Below are 14,508 nucleotides of genomic sequence, written 5' to 3'. Positions count from 1 at the left end.
TAAAGGCAAGGCCGCCATTCTAGCCGATCAACCGGCATTGAATTGACCCATGGCAAGCGCCGGTGGAATTTCCTCCCGCGTATTGCTGCCTAATCCGCTAGTCTTGAGCCATCTTGAAACGGAGCTGCCCATGTTCGAATCCGCCGAAATCGGTCACGCCATCGACAAAGACACCTTTGAGGCCGAGGTGCCGGCCCTGCGCGAGGCCCTGCTGGAAGTGCAGTACGAGCTGCAGCAGCAGAAGCGCTTCCCGGTGATTATCCTGATCAACGGTATCGAAGGCGCCGGCAAGGGCGAGACGGTCAAGCTGCTCAATGAATGGATGGACCCGCGCCTGATCGAAGTGCGCACCTTCGACCAGCAGACCGACGAAGAACTGGCGCGCCCGCCGGCCTGGCGCTATTGGCGCCAACTTCCTGCCAAGGGTCGCATGGGCATCTTCTTTGGCAACTGGTACAGCCAGATGCTGCAAAGCCGCGTACATGGGCAGATCAAGGACGCCCGCCTCGACCAGGCCATCGCCGGCGCCGAACGCCTGGAGAAAATGCTCTGCGATGAAGGCGCGCTGATCTTCAAGTTCTGGTTCCACCTCTCCAAGAAACAGATGAAGGCGCGGCTCAAGGCCCTGGCCGATGACCCCCTGCACAGTTGGCGCATCAGCCCGCTGGACTGGCAGCAATCCGAGACCTACGACAAATTCGTGCACTTCGGTGAGCGCGTGTTGCGCCGCACCAGTCGCGACTATGCGCCGTGGCATGTGATCGAAGGCGTGGACAGCAACTACCGCAGCCTCACCGTGGGCAAACTGCTGCTCGAAGGCCTGCAGAATGCGCTCAAGCTGTCCAAGGGCAAGGCCAGCGGCATGAACCCGGCGCCGTTGATCGCGTCGGTGGACAAGAAGAGCCTGCTCGACAGCCTCGACCTGTCCCAGCGCCTGGACAAGGACGATTACGAAGAACAACTGATCACCGAACAGGCGCGTTTCTCCGGATTGATGCGCGACAAGCGCATGCGCAAGCACGCCCTGGTCACGGTGTTCGAGGGCAACGATGCGGCGGGCAAGGGCGGGGCGATCCGTCGGGTGGCGGCGGCGCTGGACCCGCGTCAGTACCACATCGTGCCGATTGCCGCGCCCAGTGAAGACGAACGCGCCCAGCCTTACTTGTGGCGGTTCTGGCAGAAGATCCCGGCGCGCGGCATGTTCACCGTGTTCGACCGTTCCTGGTATGGCCGCGTGCTGGTGGAGCGCATTGAAGGCTTCTGCACCCCGGCGGACTGGATGCGCGCCTATGGCGAGATCAATGACTTCGAAGAGCAACTGCGCGATGCGGGTGTGATCGTGGTCAAGTTCTGGCTGGCCATCGACAAGGACACGCAACTGGAGCGCTTCCAGGCCCGCGAGGAAATCCCCTTCAAGCGCTTCAAGATCACCGAAGACGACTGGCGCAACCGTGACAAATGGGATGACTACCGCGCGGCCGTGGGCGATATGGTCGACCGTACCAGCACCGAGGTGTCGCCCTGGACATTGGTGGAGGCCAACGACAAGCGCTGGGCCCGGGTCAAGGTGTTGCGCACCATCAACCTGGCGCTGGAAGAGGCGTTCGCCAAATCCGATAAGCACGACAAAAAGAAAAAGAAAAAATGACGCAGTGAGCCGCGTCGCCATGGTTTTGTATCTATGGGGTGAATGATCGTCGCGGTGGCGCGGGGCGCGATCTATGCTCGATCCGACAACCACAAGATCGAGGTAGCCCATGCGTGAAGTAGTGATCGTCGACAGTGTGCGAACCGGCCTGGCCAAGTCCTTTCGCGGCAAGTTCAACCAGACCCGCCCCGATGACATGGCGGCCCATTGCGTCAACGCGCTGCTCGCCCGCAACGGCATCGACCCGGCGACGGTGGAGGATTGCATCGTCGGCGCCGGCTCCAACGAGGGCGCCCAGGGCTACAACATCGGGCGCAATGTGGCGGTGCTCTCGCAACTGGGCACCGGCGTGGCCGGCATGACCCTCAACCGGTTCTGCTCCTCGGGCTTGCAGGCGATTGCCATTGCGGCCAACCAGATTGCGTCGGGTTGCAGCGATATCATCGTCGCCGGCGGTGTCGAGTCCATCAGCCTGACGATGAAAAGCGTCAATACCGACAACCTGATCAACCCGCTGCTCAAAGAGCAGGTGCCGGGTATCTATTTCCCCATGGGCCAGACCGCCGAGATCGTCGCGCGTCGCTACCACATCAGCCGCGAAGAACAGGACCTGTACGCCCTGCAAAGCCAGCAGCGCACCGCCCAGGCCCAGGCCGATGGGCTTTTCAGCGATGAAATCGTGCCGATGGCGGTCAAGTACAAAGTCGAAGACAAGAACACCGGTGAGGTGCAGATCCTGGAAGGTGTGGTCGACCGTGACGACTGCAACCGCCCGGACACTACCCTGGCCAGTCTGCAAGGTTTGAAGCCGGTGTTCGCCGAGGATGGTTCGGTGACGGCGGGCAACTCGTCGCAGCTCTCCGACGGTGCCTCGATGACGCTGGTGATGAGCCTGGAGAAAGCCCTTGCACTGGGGCTCCAGCCCAAGGCGTTTTTCCGTGGCTTCACCGTGGCCGGTTGCGAGCCGGACGAGATGGGCATCGGCCCGGTGTTCTCGGTGCCCAAGTTGCTCAAGGCCAAGGGCTTGCAGGTGGCGGACATCGACCTGTGGGAGCTTAATGAAGCGTTTGCCTCGCAATGCCTGTATGCGCGCAATCGCCTGGAAATCGACAATGCCAGGTACAACGTCAATGGCGGTTCGATCTCCATCGGGCATCCATTCGGCATGACCGGCTCGCGGCAGGTGGGGCACCTGGTGCGTGAGTTGCAGCGACGCAACCTGCGTTACGGCATCGTCACCATGTGCGTGGGCGGCGGCATGGGGGCCACCGGGTTGTTCGAAGCAGTGCGCTGATCGGCAAATTAAGTGTTCGCTACACAAAGTGCATCGGGTGCCCCTAGAATGCGGCTCCACTTCCTCCAGCTTCTGGGGTACTCATGCACATCTCTTCCGGCCGCTGGGTCTATGGTTTGCTCCTGACCCTGCTGACCGCGTTTCTGTGGGGCATTCTGCCGATCAAACTCAAGCAGGTGCTGCAGGTGATGGACCCGATCACCGTCACCTGGTTTCGCCTGATCGTGGCCGGCAGTTGCCTGTTCGTCTACCTGGCGCTGACCAAACGCTTGCCCAGCCGCAAGGTGCTTGGCCCCCGGGGTGGTTGGCTGGTGGCGATGGCGGTGTGCGGACTGGTGGGCAACTACGTGCTGTACCTGGTGGGCCTGAAATTGCTCAGCCCCGGCACCGCGCAGTTGGTGGTGCAGATGGGGCCGATCTTTTTGATGGTCGCCAGTGTGTTCGTCTTCAAGGAGCGCTTCAGCCTGGGACAGGGGGTGGGGCTGGTGGTGTTGATCATTGGTTTCGGCCTGTTTTTCAACCAGCGCCTGGAAGAACTGCTGACCTCGCTCGGCGCCTACACCGCCGGCGTGCTGACCGTCCTGCTTGCCACCACGATCTGGGTGTTCTACGCCCTCGGCCAGAAACAACTGCTGACGGTGTGGAACTCGCTGCAGGTGATGATGGTGATCTACCTGTCCTGCGCCGTGTTGCTCACGCCTTGGGCACATCCCCTGGAGGCGTTGGACCTGAGCCCGCTGCAAGGCTGGCTATTGCTGGCGTGCTGCATGAATACCCTGGTGGCCTACGGCGCCTTTGCCGAAGCGCTGGCCCACTGGGAAGCCTCGCGGGTCAGTGCGACCCTGGCGCTCACGCCTTTGGTGACCTTTGTGGCGGTGGCCGTGGCGGCCTGGCTGTGGCCCGACTATGTGCAAGCCGAAGAGATCAACGCCCTGGGCTATGCCGGGGCGTTGGTGGTGGTGCTGGGTTCGGCAACCGTGGCGCTGGCGCCGTCGTTGCTCGCCGGGCTCAGGGCCCGACGGTTGCGCCTGGCGTCCTAGGCTAGGTGCCCAGCATGTCTTCGGGGCGAACCCACTGGTCGAACTCCGCATCGGTGAGGTAGCCCAGTTCCAGCGCTGCTTCCCGCAGCGTAAGCCCTTCGGCATAGGCCTTCTTGGCGATCTCGGCGGACTTGTCGTAGCCAATGTGCGGGTTGAGCGCGGTGACCAGCATCAAGCCACGCTCCAAGTGTTCCGCCATTTGCACAGGGTCAGGCTCCAGCCCGGCCACGCAGTGTTCCTGGAAGTTGTTGCAGCCGTCGGCCAGCAGGCGGATCGACTCCAGCAGGTTGTGGATGATCACCGGCTTGTACACATTCAACTGCAAGTGACCCTGGCTGGCGGCAATGCCGATGGTCACGTCATTGCCCAACACCTGGCAGGCCAGCATCGACAGCGCTTCACACTGGGTCGGGTTGACCTTGCCCGGCATGATCGAGCTGCCCGGTTCATTGGCCGGCAATTTCACTTCGGCCAGCCCGGTGCGCGGCCCGGAGCCCAGCAGGCGCAGGTCATTGGCGATTTTCATCAGGGCCACGGCCAGGGTTTTCAGCGCGCCGTGCAGCGTCACGAGAGGCTCATGGCCGGAGAGGGCGGCGAATTTGTTCGGCGCGGTGACGAACGGCAAGCCCGATAGCGCCGCCAGCTCCGAGGCGATCGCCTCGCCGAAGCCATGGGGCGCATTGAGCCCGGTGCCCACGGCGGTGCCGCCCTGGGCCAGCTCGCACACGGCGGGCAGGGCGGCACGGATCGCACGTTCGGCGTAGTCGAGTTGAGCGATGAATGCCGACAGCTCCTGGCCGAAGGTAATCGGGGTGGCATCCATCATGTGGGTGCGCCCGGTCTTCACCAGCTTCATATGTTTGGCGGCTTGCTCTGCCAGGCCGCCGGACAGGGTGGCAATCGCCGGCAGCAAGCGTTGATGCACCGCCTGCACGGCAGCGATGCTCATGGCGGTAGGGAAGCAGTCATTGGAACTCTGGGAACGGTTGACGTGATCGTTGGGGTGCACCGGGCTCTTGCCGCCGCGCTTATTGCCCGCCAGTTCGTTGGCGCGACCGGCGATCACTTCGTTGGCGTTCATGTTGCTCTGGGTGCCGCTGCCGGTCTGCCACACCACCAGAGGGAACTGGTCGTCATGTTGGCCGGCCAGCACTTCGTCGGCGGCCTGTTCGATCAGGCGGGCGATGTCGGCGGGCAGATCGCCGTTGCGGTCGTTGACCCGTGCCGCCGCCTTCTTGACCAGGGCCAGGGCATGCAACACCGCCAGGGGCATGCGCTGCTCGCCGATGGCGAAGTTCACCAGCGAACGTTGGGTCTGGGCGCCCCAGTAAGCGTCATCCGGGACTTCGACTTCTCCCAGGCTGTCGGTTTCGATACGGCTCATCGGGCACACTCCTTCAGGTTCGTTTGCGCAGTTTAGGCTGTGAAGAGCCTCGGGGGTTCCCCTGAAAGACTTTTCATCGGGCAATCCCTGTCCGACAAGGCCCGGGGTTGAGCCCTGAGGTTTTTTAGGCGCAGAATGGGCGCCCTTGGGGTCTTACCTCGCCTGCTAGAAAAGGAAACTCGATGACTCGTCTTCGTGCCATCTGTACCGCGGTTGCTCTGGTTTGCGCCAGCGGCCAGGTTCTTGCCGATACCGCCAGCCACAACGCCAGTGCCGAAGCCTTCCTTACCCTGGCCCACGCCGACAAGCTGGGTACCCCGGTGTACATGCAAGTGCAACAAATGTTCGCCCAGCGTTTCGAACAGACCAAGGCGCCTGCCGCCAAGCAGTCCGTACTGGACAGCTACCAGGCCAAGGCCAACGCCGCCCTCGACCAGGCCATCGGCTGGCCGAAGCTCAAACCAGACATGGTCAAGCTCTACACCACCAACTTCAGCGAATCCGAGCTCAAGGACCTGGTTGCCTTCTACCAGTCGCCACTGGGCAAGAAAGTCCTGGAAAAAATGCCGCAACTGACCCAGCAATCGGCCCAGATGACCCAGGCGAAGCTGGAAAGCGCCGTGCCGGTGGTGAACAAGCTGTTGGAAGACATGACCAACGAGCTGACGCCTAAAGCCGCCGCCCCGGCCAAGAAGAAGTAAGCAGGAATGACCATGCAACAGCGTATCGAAACGGCGCTTGCCGCCCTGGGCACCGACCACCTGAGTGTGCTGGACGAAAGCCACATGCACAGCCGTGGGTTGCAGACCCACTTCAAGGCCGTGCTGGTCAGCCCGCAGTTCGAGGGGCTCAACCGCGTCAAGCGCCACCAGAAGGTCTACGCCACCCTGGGTGACCTGATGAGCGAGTTTCATGCGCTGGCGCTGCATACCTACACGCCTGAAGAGTGGGCGAAAATCGACGCAGCCCCGGCCTCGCCGACCTGCGCCGGCGGGCATGATTGATGATCGGGTGTCTCTGACACCGGGCATTTGTTAGAATCCGCGACGCGCCGCCTAGACGGCGCGTTTTTTTTGCATCCGGTTCACCCCTTACGAGGGTAGCCACCTGGAGAGAACACCCATGACTCAACCGATTGTCGTGGCGGCACTGTATAAGTTCGTCACCCTCGAAGATTACGTCGCCCTGCGCGAGCCACTGTTGCAGGCGATGCTCGACAACGGAATCAAAGGCACCCTGCTGATCGCCGAGGAAGGCATCAACGGCACCGTTTCCGGCAGCCGCGAAGGCATTGATGGCTTGATGGCCTGGCTGAAGAACGACCCGCGCATGGTCGACATCGACCACAAAGAATCCTACTGCGACGACCAGCCGTTCTACCGCACCAAGGTCAAGCTCAAGAAAGAGATCGTGACCCTGGGCGTCGAAGGCGTCGACCCGAACAAGAAGGTCGGCACCTACGTCGACCCGCAGGACTGGAACGCGCTGATCAGCGACCCGGAAGTGCTGTTGATCGACACCCGTAACGACTACGAAGTGTCCATCGGCACCTTTGAAGGCGCGATCGACCCGAAAACCACCAGTTTTCGCGAATTTCCCGACTATATCAAAGCCAACTTCGACCCGGCCAAGCACAAGAAAGTCGCCATGTTCTGCACCGGCGGCATTCGTTGCGAGAAGGCCTCGAGCTACATGCTCAGTGAGGGTTTCGATGAGGTCTACCACCTCAAGGGCGGCATCCTGAAGTACCTCGAAGAGGTGCCGCAGGCAGAAACCAAATGGCAGGGCGACTGCTTTGTTTTCGATAATCGCGTCACCGTGCGCCACGACTTGAGCGAAGGCGACTACGATCAATGTCATGCCTGCCGCACACCCGTGAGTGTTGAGGACCGCGCCTCCGAGCACTATGTGGCGGGCATCAGCTGCCCGCATTGCTGGGATAAGCTGCCGGAGAAGACCCGCCGCAGTGCGATCGACCGGCAGAAGCAGATCGAGCTGGCCAAGGCCCGTAACATGCCGCACCCGATTGGTTTCAACTACAAGCAAACTCCTTCCGAGGCCTGAGCCATGTCCGCGCGCCTGCTCTATGTGATGGACCCGATGTGTTCCTGGTGCTGGGGCTTTGCCCCGGTGGCCGAGGCGTTGGTAGAGCAGGCCCAGGCGGCCGGCGTGGAGCTGCACCTGGTGGTAGGCGGCTTGCGTACCGGCAGTGGCGCGGCGCTGGAGCCGACCACGCGGCGCTATATCCTGGAGCACTGGCAGGCGGTGACCGACGCCACCGGCCAGCCGTTCAAGCGTGACGGCGCACTGCCCGACGGTTTTGTGTATGACACGGAGCCGGCGTGCCGCGCCATCGTCACGGCGCGCAGCCTGGCGCCGGATTGTGCATGGAAGCTGCTGGGGCTGATCCAGCGCGCGTTTTATGTCGAGGGCCGCGACGTGACTCTCGCCAGTGTGCTGGTGGAACTGGCCGAACAGGCGGGCATCCCGCGCATCGAGTTTGCCGGCGAATTCGACCGCGCCGAGCAGCACGCCGCCACCGCTGCCGATTTTACCTGGGTACAGGACCTGGGCATCGCCGGTTTCCCGACGCTGCTGGCCGAGCGCAATGGCCAGTTGGCGTTGCTGACCAACGGTTACCAGCCGCTGTCCGAGCTTTCGCCTTTGCTGGGCCGATGGCTGGAGCGAGCCACCTGTGCATGAGCAACCTCAACGCACCGACCGCCTGACCTGGGCGGAAATCCGCCGCCTGGCCCTGCGCCACAAGAAGTCCCTGTGGATCGCCAATGGCGTCGCCGTGCTGGCGACCCTGTGCAGCGTGCCCATCCCTCTGTTGTTGCCGTTGCTGGTCGATGAAGTGTTGCTGGGTCGTGGCGATGCCGCGCTCAAGGTGATGAACCACGCCTTGCCCCTGGGCTGGCAGAAAGCCGCCGGCTATATCGGCCTGATGTTGCTGGTGACGCTGTTCCTGCGCTGCGGCGCGTTGGTGTTCAACGTGGTACAGGCGCGGCTGTTTGCGCGGTTGGCCAAGGACATCGTGTACCGCATCCGCGTGCGCCTGATCGAGCGGCTCAAGCGTATTTCCCTCGGCGAATACGAAAGCCTGGGCAGTGGCACGGTCACCACCCACCTGGTCACCGACCTGGACACCCTGGACAAATTCGTCGGCGAAACCCTCAGCCGGTTCCTGGTGGCGATGCTTACGTTGGTGGGCACGTCGGCAATCCTGGTGTGGATGCATTGGCAACTGGCGCTGCTGATCCTGCTGTTCAACCCGTTGGTGATCTACGCCACGGTGCAGTTGGGCAAACGCGTCAAACACCTGAAGAAACTGGAGAACGACAGCACCTCGCGGTTTACCCAGGCCCTGACCGAAACCCTGGATGCCATCCAGGAAGTGCGCGCCGGCAACCGCCAGGGCTTCTTCCTCGGGCGCCTCGGCCAGCGGGCCCAGGAAGTGCGCGACTTCGCGATCCATTCCCAGTGGAAAACCGACGCATCGAGCCGCGCCAGCGGGTTGTTGTTCCAGTTCGGCATCGACATCTTCCGTGCGGCGGCCATGCTCACGGTGCTGTTCTCCGACCTGTCCATCGGCCAGATGCTCGCGGTGTTCAGCTACCTGTGGTTCATGATCGGCCCGGTGGAGCAGTTGCTGAACCTGCAGTACGCCTATTACGCGGCGGGCGGGGCGCTGACGCGGATCAACGAACTGCTGGCGCGGGCCGATGAACCGCAATACGCGGGCGGCGAAGACCCGTTTACCGGGCGCGAAACCGTCGGCATCGAAGTACGTGGCCTGAATTTCGGTTATGGCGAAGACCTGGTCCTCGACCAGTTGAACCTGGCCATCGCGCCCGGCGAGAAGGTCGCAATCGTCGGCGCCAGCGGCGGTGGCAAAAGCACCCTGGTGCAACTGCTGCTGGGCCTGTACACGCCCCAGGCCGGGACGATCCGCTTTGGCGGTGCCACCCAGCAGGAAATCGGCCTGGAGACCATCCGCGAGCACGTCGCCGTGGTGCTGCAACATCCGGCGCTGTTCAACGACACCGTGCGCGCCAACCTGACCATGGGCCGCGAGCGCAGTGACCAGGCCTGCTGGCAGGCACTGGAAATCGCCCAGCTGGATGCGACCGTCAAGGCGTTGCCCATGGGCCTGGACAGTGTGGTGGGGCGTTCCGGGGTGCGGTTTTCCGGCGGCCAGCGTCAGCGCCTGGCGATTGCGCGCATGGTGTTGGCCGAACCGAAAGTGGTGATCCTCGACGAAGCGACTTCCGCCCTGGACGCCGCCACCGAGTACAACCTGCACCAGGCACTGGCGCGCTTCCTCAGCGGCCGTACTACACTGATCATCGCCCACCGCCTGTCGGCGGTTAAGCAGGCAGATCGAGTGTTAGTGTTCGACGGCGGTCACATTGCAGAGGATGGCGACCATCAGCAATTGATTGCTGACGGTGGTTTGTACGCCAAACTCTATGGGCACTTGCAACAAGTACGTTGATTTAGCCTAGGCTGAGCTATCGGAAGCGGTGTTTCGCGTGCGTATCCAGCAGTGCATGTGCAAGGGGCTTCATGAAGCAAAAGCGGACTCTCGGAACGCCACGGTTGTTGGGCATTGTCTGGCCCTTTATCGCCGTGGTGCTGTTCCAGGCATTGTTGGGTTGTGTCAGCCTCTACGTGCTGTCGGCGGTGCGCGGTTATGTGGCTGGCGAAAGCCTGTGGTCCAAGGGCCAGAAAGACGCGATCTACTACCTGACGCTGTATGCCGACAACCGCGACGAAACCACCTACCTCAAATACCAGCAGGCGATCGCCGTGCCCCAGGGCGGGCATGAACTGCGTGTCGCCCTGGACCGCTCCACCCCTGATCTTGCGGCCGCTCGGTCGGGTATCCTCAAGGGCGGCAACCACCCGGATGACGTCGCCAGTCTGATCTGGCTGTACCTCAACTTCCGCCATTTCAGCTACCTGGAAAAAGCCATCGAACTTTGGACCGTGGGCGATGGCTACCTGGTGCAACTGGATGACCTGGCGCGCGAGATGCACGGTGCAATCACCCGTGACCAGGTCAGCGCCAACGATGTGCGCCAATGGAAGGCGCATATCACCGCCATCAACGAAGGTGTGACGCCCGCTGCCAAGGCGTTCAGCGATGCCCTGGGCGAAGGTTCGCGGATGATCCTGCGGCTGCTGGTGATCACCAACCTGGCCACGGCACTGGGCCTGATTGTGCTGGCGCTGTTGCGCACGCATAAACTGCTGGCCCAGCGCCATGCCTTTGCCGACGCTCTGCAGCAAGAGAAGGAGCGGGCGCAGATCACCCTGGAGTCGATTGGCGACGGGGTGATTACCACTGATGTCGATGGCGCCATCACCTACATGAACCCGGCGGCCGAGGCGCTGACCCACTGGAATTCTGCCCAGGCCCAGGGGCTGCCCCTGGCGGCGCTGTTCAATCTGCTGGATGACAATGCCCAGCCCGATGGCTTTACCCTGATCGAACATATCGTCAAGGGCCAGCTCGGCGGCGGCAGCGAGCATTCGAAAACCATCCAGCGCCTGGATGGCAGCACGGTCTCGGTGACCCTGGTGGGCGCGCCGATCCGCAGCGCCGGCAAGGTGACCGGGGCAGTGCTGGTGCTGCACGACATGACCCAGGAGCGTCAATACATCGCCAACCTGTCCTGGCAGGCGACCCATGACGCCCTGACCGGCCTGGCCAACCGCCGTGAGTTCGAGTACCGCCTGGAGCAGGTGCTCCACCCCATGGGGACGCAGCAGGGCGGGCGGCATGCGCTGATGTTCCTCGACCTGGACCAGTTCAAGTTGGTCAACGACACCTGTGGCCATGCGGCAGGCGACGAGTTGTTGCGGCATATCTGCGCGCTGTTGCAATCGGACCTGCGTGAAGGTGACACCCTGGCGCGCCTGGGCGGCGATGAATTCGGCATTCTGCTGGAGAACTGCCCGGCGGCCGCGGCTGAAAAAATCGCCGAGAGTCTGCGGCATACGGTGCAAAGCCTGCACTTCGTATGGAAGGGCCGGCCGTTCATGACCACCGTCAGCATCGGCCTGGTGCACCTTGGGCACACCCCGACGACCCTGGAAACCTCACTGCGCGCCGCCGACATGGCGTGCTACATGGCCAAGGAAAAGGGCCGCAACCGCGTGCAGGTCTACCACGCCGACGACTCGGAATTGTCCGTGCGCTTCGGCGAAATGGCCTGGGTGCAGCGCCTGCACATGGCCCTGGAAGAAAACCGGTTCTGCCTCTACGCCCAGGAAATCTCACCCCTGGGGCACACTGACGGTGGCGATGGGCACATCGAGATCCTGCTGCGCCTGCATGACGAGGCTGGCCGCATCATCCTTCCGGACAGCTTTATCCCAGCCGCCGAACGCTATGGCTTGATGACGTCCCTGGACCGCTGGGTAGTAGAAAATGTGTTCAAGATCATCAGCCGATGCCTGCAGGAGCGCCCGGGGCGTCCCATGGCGATGTGTGCGATCAACCTATCAGGCATCACCATTGGCGATGATGACTTCCTCGGGTTTTTGCGTGAGAAGTTTCATACATACAATATTCCGCCGGGCATGATCTGTTTTGAAATTACTGAAACCAGCGCAATTGCAAATTTGGGCAGTGCGATCCGATTTATCAATGAACTCAAAGCCTTAGGTTGTCATTTTTCGCTGGATGACTTTTGTGCCGGAATGTCCTCGTTCGCATATCTCAAACATTTACCTGTAGACTTCCTGAAGATCGATGGAAGTTTCGTAAAGGATATGCTGGACGACCCGATTAACCGCGCGATGGTCGAAGTGATCAACCACATCGGCCATGTCATGGGTAAGCGCACAATTGCAGAGTTTGTCGAGACACCGCACATCGAACAGGCGTTACTCGAAATTGGTGTGGATTACGCTCAGGGCTACCTGATTGAACGACCGCAATTGTTTACCTTTGATAGCTTGCAGTGTCGACCTGTGCGGCCGCAGCCTCTGTTATTCAAGGCGCCCGGCACATTCCGCTGAAAACTTTGCTGGTCTGTACAATCACACTTAAAAAGGAGCCTTACAGTGATCGACACATTCAACAGAACCGGCCCGCTTATGGAAGCCTCGAGTTACCCCGCCTGGGCTCAGAAACTGATCCTGGACTGTAGCGAGAGCAAGCGCCGAGTTGTCGAACACGAACTGTACCAGCGCATGCGCGACAACACGCTCAGCGCCAAGACCATGCGCCACTACCTGATCGGTGGCTGGCCGGTGGTGGAGCAGTTTGCCTTGTACATGGCACAGAACCTCACCAAGACCAAATTCGCCCGCCATCCTGGGGAGGACATGGCGCGGCGTTGGCTGATGCGCAATATTCGCGTGGAACTCAACCACGCCGATTACTGGGTCAATTGGGCCCGTGCCCACGGCGTGAGCCTGGACGAATTGCAAGCCCAGGACGTACCGCCGGAGTTGCATGCCCTCAGCCATTGGTGCTGGCACACCAGCTCGGCCGATTCGTTGATCGTGGCCATCGCCGCGACCAACTACGCGATTGAAGGCGCAACCGGCGAGTGGTCCGCCGTGGTGTGTTCCACCGGTGTCTACGCGGCGGCCTTCCCCGAGGAAGAGCGCAAGCGTGCGATGAAGTGGTTGAAGATGCATGCCCAGTACGATGACGCCCACCCGTGGGAAGCGCTGGAAATCATCTGCACCCTGGCCGGGATGAACCCCACCAAGGCATTGCAGGCGGAACTGCGCCAAGCCGTGTGCAAGAGCTACGACTACATGTATTTGTTCCTGGAAAGCTGCATGCGTCTGGAGAAAGAAAAAGCCCCAGCGGTGATGCGTGAGCGCCAGGCGCGGGTTGCCAGCGAGGCTTGATGTAACCATTGTGGCGAGCGGGCTTGCCCCGCGTTGGGCCGCGAAGCGGCCCGCTTTTTATTCAAAAAGCATGGGACTGCTGCGCAGTCCAACGCGGGGCAAGCCCGCTCGCCACAACATGCCCGATTACCCCAACAAGCCTTATTGCCACAGTAAGCCAGTTCGCTACAGCTGAAGGGGTTTACCCCGCCATCGCCAGGCGGTTGCGGCCTTCGCGCTTGGCCACGTACAACGCACTATCGGCCCGGCGCAGCAGGCTTTCGGCAGATTCGGCGGGCAGCAGGGTCGAGCAACCCAGGCTCACCGTCAATTCGATCCGCGTTCCGTCCGCCCAATAATCCTGGGCTTGTGTCGCCTGGCGCAGGCGTTCGCCAACCATCTTCGCCGCATCGCGGCCGGTGTTGGACAGCAGGATCAGAAACTCTTCCCCGCCATAACGAAACACCATGTCCACGTTACGCAGCTGGCTCTTGATCGATGCCGCCACAGTGCGCAGCACGTTGTCGCCGGCGGCATGGCCGTGGGTGTCGTTGATGGTCTTGAAGTGGTCGATGTCCAGCATCAGCAAGGACAGCGGGTTCAGGTGGCGGCGCGCCATGTCGATTTCCCGTTGCAGGGTCTGGTCCATGGCGATGCGGTTGCCGGTCTCGGTCAGTGGGTCACGCAGCGCGCTGCGGGTGGCGGCACGGTAGAGCAGGGCGTTGCGCATCGGGTAGAGCAGGGTCGCCAGCAGCGATTCAAGTTGGCCGAGTTCTTCTTCCGCCAGGCGCTGGTTGCGCCGGAAGATCAGCTCGCCCAAGTGCTCGCCTTCATGGCTCAGGCTGTAGCTCATCGAGTGATGGCCGCGATGGCCGAACTCCAGGCGCAGGTCGCTGGCCTGGTGACGGTAGTGCAGGGCGTCCAGGGGCACCAGGCGTTGGATCTCACGGAAGAACACCGCGAGAATGCGCTCCGGTTCCAGGCTGGTTTGCAGTTGCTGGCCCAGTTGCTGGCGAAGTTCGATAACGGTGGTGGGGCGGCGCGGCAGGAGGGCGGGTTGACCAAAGCCCAGGCGTTGCAATTTGGCACTGTCAAAGTCAATTGCATGGGTCTGGGTAGGTGTTTTCATAACCGTTCGGCCTCTAAGCACTCAGCTGTCTTACAGGCTCGATGAGAGTGGCGAATGCCAGGCGTCTTACTGTTCCTTCAGTTCCGTAAAACATGAATTACAGTCTAGACCGCTTTACTGTGGGTTATAACCCCTGGGCACTGCCGCACGTCTTGT

Annotated in this window: 12 protein-coding genes; 10 read left to right on the top strand and 2 right to left on the bottom strand. The window is 61.8% G+C overall.

The window, feature by feature from the left end:
• Positions 1-130: 130 nt before the first annotated feature.
• From pap to BM110_RS18685, 3 genes are all read left to right on the top strand, one after another.
• Entirely contained in the window at positions 131-1,648 is a 1,518-nt protein-coding gene (pap, locus tag BM110_RS18695; RefSeq protein WP_092243228.1) for a polyphosphate:AMP phosphotransferase, read from the top strand.
• 109 nt (positions 1,649-1,757) lie between these two features.
• Complete coding sequence (locus BM110_RS18690) at positions 1,758-2,942, top strand: thiolase family protein (RefSeq protein ID WP_093513967.1); 1,185 nt, start codon at positions 1,758-1,760, stop codon at positions 2,940-2,942.
• 83 nt (positions 2,943-3,025) lie between these two features.
• Entirely contained in the window at positions 3,026-3,982 is a 957-nt protein-coding gene (locus BM110_RS18685) for a DMT family transporter (protein WP_092243234.1), read from the top strand.
• Position 3,983: 1 nt separating this feature from the next.
• On the opposite strand, the gene BM110_RS18680 is transcribed toward BM110_RS18685, so the two are convergent.
• On the bottom strand, positions 3,984-5,366 hold the full coding sequence (locus BM110_RS18680; protein WP_092243240.1) for a class II fumarate hydratase: 1,383 nt from the start codon (positions 5,364-5,366) through the stop codon (positions 3,984-3,986).
• Positions 5,367-5,548: 182 nt separating this feature from the next.
• On the opposite strand from BM110_RS18680, the gene BM110_RS18675 reads away from it, so the two are divergent.
• The 7 genes from BM110_RS18675 to BM110_RS18645 all read left to right on the top strand — a co-directional run bounded on the left by BM110_RS18675 (position 5,549) and on the right by BM110_RS18645 (position 13,244).
• Positions 5,549-6,067 (top strand): DUF2059 domain-containing protein, encoded by a 519-nt coding sequence (locus BM110_RS18675; protein ID WP_058424992.1) that lies wholly within the window; start codon positions 5,549-5,551, stop codon positions 6,065-6,067.
• Between the two features lie 6 nt (positions 6,068-6,073).
• Entirely contained in the window at positions 6,074-6,370 is a 297-nt protein-coding gene (locus BM110_RS18670) for a BolA family protein (RefSeq protein WP_038847405.1), read from the top strand.
• 118 nt (positions 6,371-6,488) lie between these two features.
• Positions 6,489-7,430 (top strand): oxygen-dependent tRNA uridine(34) hydroxylase TrhO, encoded by a 942-nt coding sequence (locus BM110_RS18665; protein WP_071490747.1) that lies wholly within the window; start codon positions 6,489-6,491, stop codon positions 7,428-7,430.
• A 36-nt stretch (positions 7,431-7,466) separates the two neighbouring features.
• A complete protein-coding gene (locus BM110_RS18660; RefSeq protein ID WP_172832155.1) occupies positions 7,467-8,069 on the top strand; it encodes a DsbA family protein in 603 nt (200 codons plus the stop codon).
• Entirely contained in the window at positions 8,062-9,864 is a 1,803-nt protein-coding gene (locus BM110_RS18655; protein ID WP_092243245.1) for an ABC transporter ATP-binding protein, read from the top strand. The genes BM110_RS18660 and BM110_RS18655 overlap by 8 nt, the downstream gene beginning before the upstream one ends.
• A 71-nt stretch (positions 9,865-9,935) precedes the next feature.
• Entirely contained in the window at positions 9,936-12,398 is a 2,463-nt protein-coding gene (locus BM110_RS18650) for an EAL domain-containing protein (RefSeq protein ID WP_092243250.1), read from the top strand.
• 78 nt (positions 12,399-12,476) lie between these two features.
• On the top strand, positions 12,477-13,244 hold the full coding sequence (locus tag BM110_RS18645; RefSeq protein WP_371914374.1) for an iron-containing redox enzyme family protein: 768 nt from the start codon (positions 12,477-12,479) through the stop codon (positions 13,242-13,244).
• 181 nt (positions 13,245-13,425) lie between these two features.
• Here the strand turns inward: BM110_RS18645 and BM110_RS18640 are convergent, their stop codons facing one another.
• Positions 13,426-14,352 (bottom strand): GGDEF domain-containing protein, encoded by a 927-nt coding sequence (locus tag BM110_RS18640; RefSeq protein WP_093122483.1) that lies wholly within the window; start codon positions 14,350-14,352, stop codon positions 13,426-13,428.
• Positions 14,353-14,508 lie beyond the last annotated feature (156 nt).

It is taken from the genome of Pseudomonas sp. NFPP28 (genome assembly GCF_900115535.1).
Taxonomy (GTDB): domain Bacteria; phylum Pseudomonadota; class Gammaproteobacteria; order Pseudomonadales; family Pseudomonadaceae; genus Aquipseudomonas; species Aquipseudomonas extremorientalis.
Note: the sequence above shows the minus strand (reverse complement) of the source record. Positions and strands in the feature narration are given on the sequence as shown.

Coding starts and splice junctions, on each gene's coding strand:
- BM110_RS18660 (WP_172832155.1), top strand. CDS start 7,467: ATGTGTTCCTGGTGCTGGGGCTTTGCCCCGGTGGCCGAGGCGTTGGTA.
- pap (WP_092243228.1), top strand. CDS start 131: ATGTTCGAATCCGCCGAAATCGGTCACGCCATCGACAAAGACACCTTT.
- BM110_RS18665 (WP_071490747.1), top strand. CDS start 6,489: ATGACTCAACCGATTGTCGTGGCGGCACTGTATAAGTTCGTCACCCTC.
- BM110_RS18645 (WP_371914374.1), top strand. CDS start 12,477: ATGGAAGCCTCGAGTTACCCCGCCTGGGCTCAGAAACTGATCCTGGAC.
- BM110_RS18670 (WP_038847405.1), top strand. CDS start 6,074: ATGACCATGCAACAGCGTATCGAAACGGCGCTTGCCGCCCTGGGCACC.
- BM110_RS18675 (WP_058424992.1), top strand. CDS start 5,549: ATGACTCGTCTTCGTGCCATCTGTACCGCGGTTGCTCTGGTTTGCGCC.
- BM110_RS18640 (WP_093122483.1), bottom strand. CDS start 14,352: ATGAAAACACCTACCCAGACCCATGCAATTGACTTTGACAGTGCCAAA.
- BM110_RS18690 (WP_093513967.1), top strand. CDS start 1,758: ATGCGTGAAGTAGTGATCGTCGACAGTGTGCGAACCGGCCTGGCCAAG.
- BM110_RS18685 (WP_092243234.1), top strand. CDS start 3,026: ATGCACATCTCTTCCGGCCGCTGGGTCTATGGTTTGCTCCTGACCCTG.
- BM110_RS18650 (WP_092243250.1), top strand. CDS start 9,936: ATGAAGCAAAAGCGGACTCTCGGAACGCCACGGTTGTTGGGCATTGTC.
- BM110_RS18680 (WP_092243240.1), bottom strand. CDS start 5,366: ATGAGCCGTATCGAAACCGACAGCCTGGGAGAAGTCGAAGTCCCGGAT.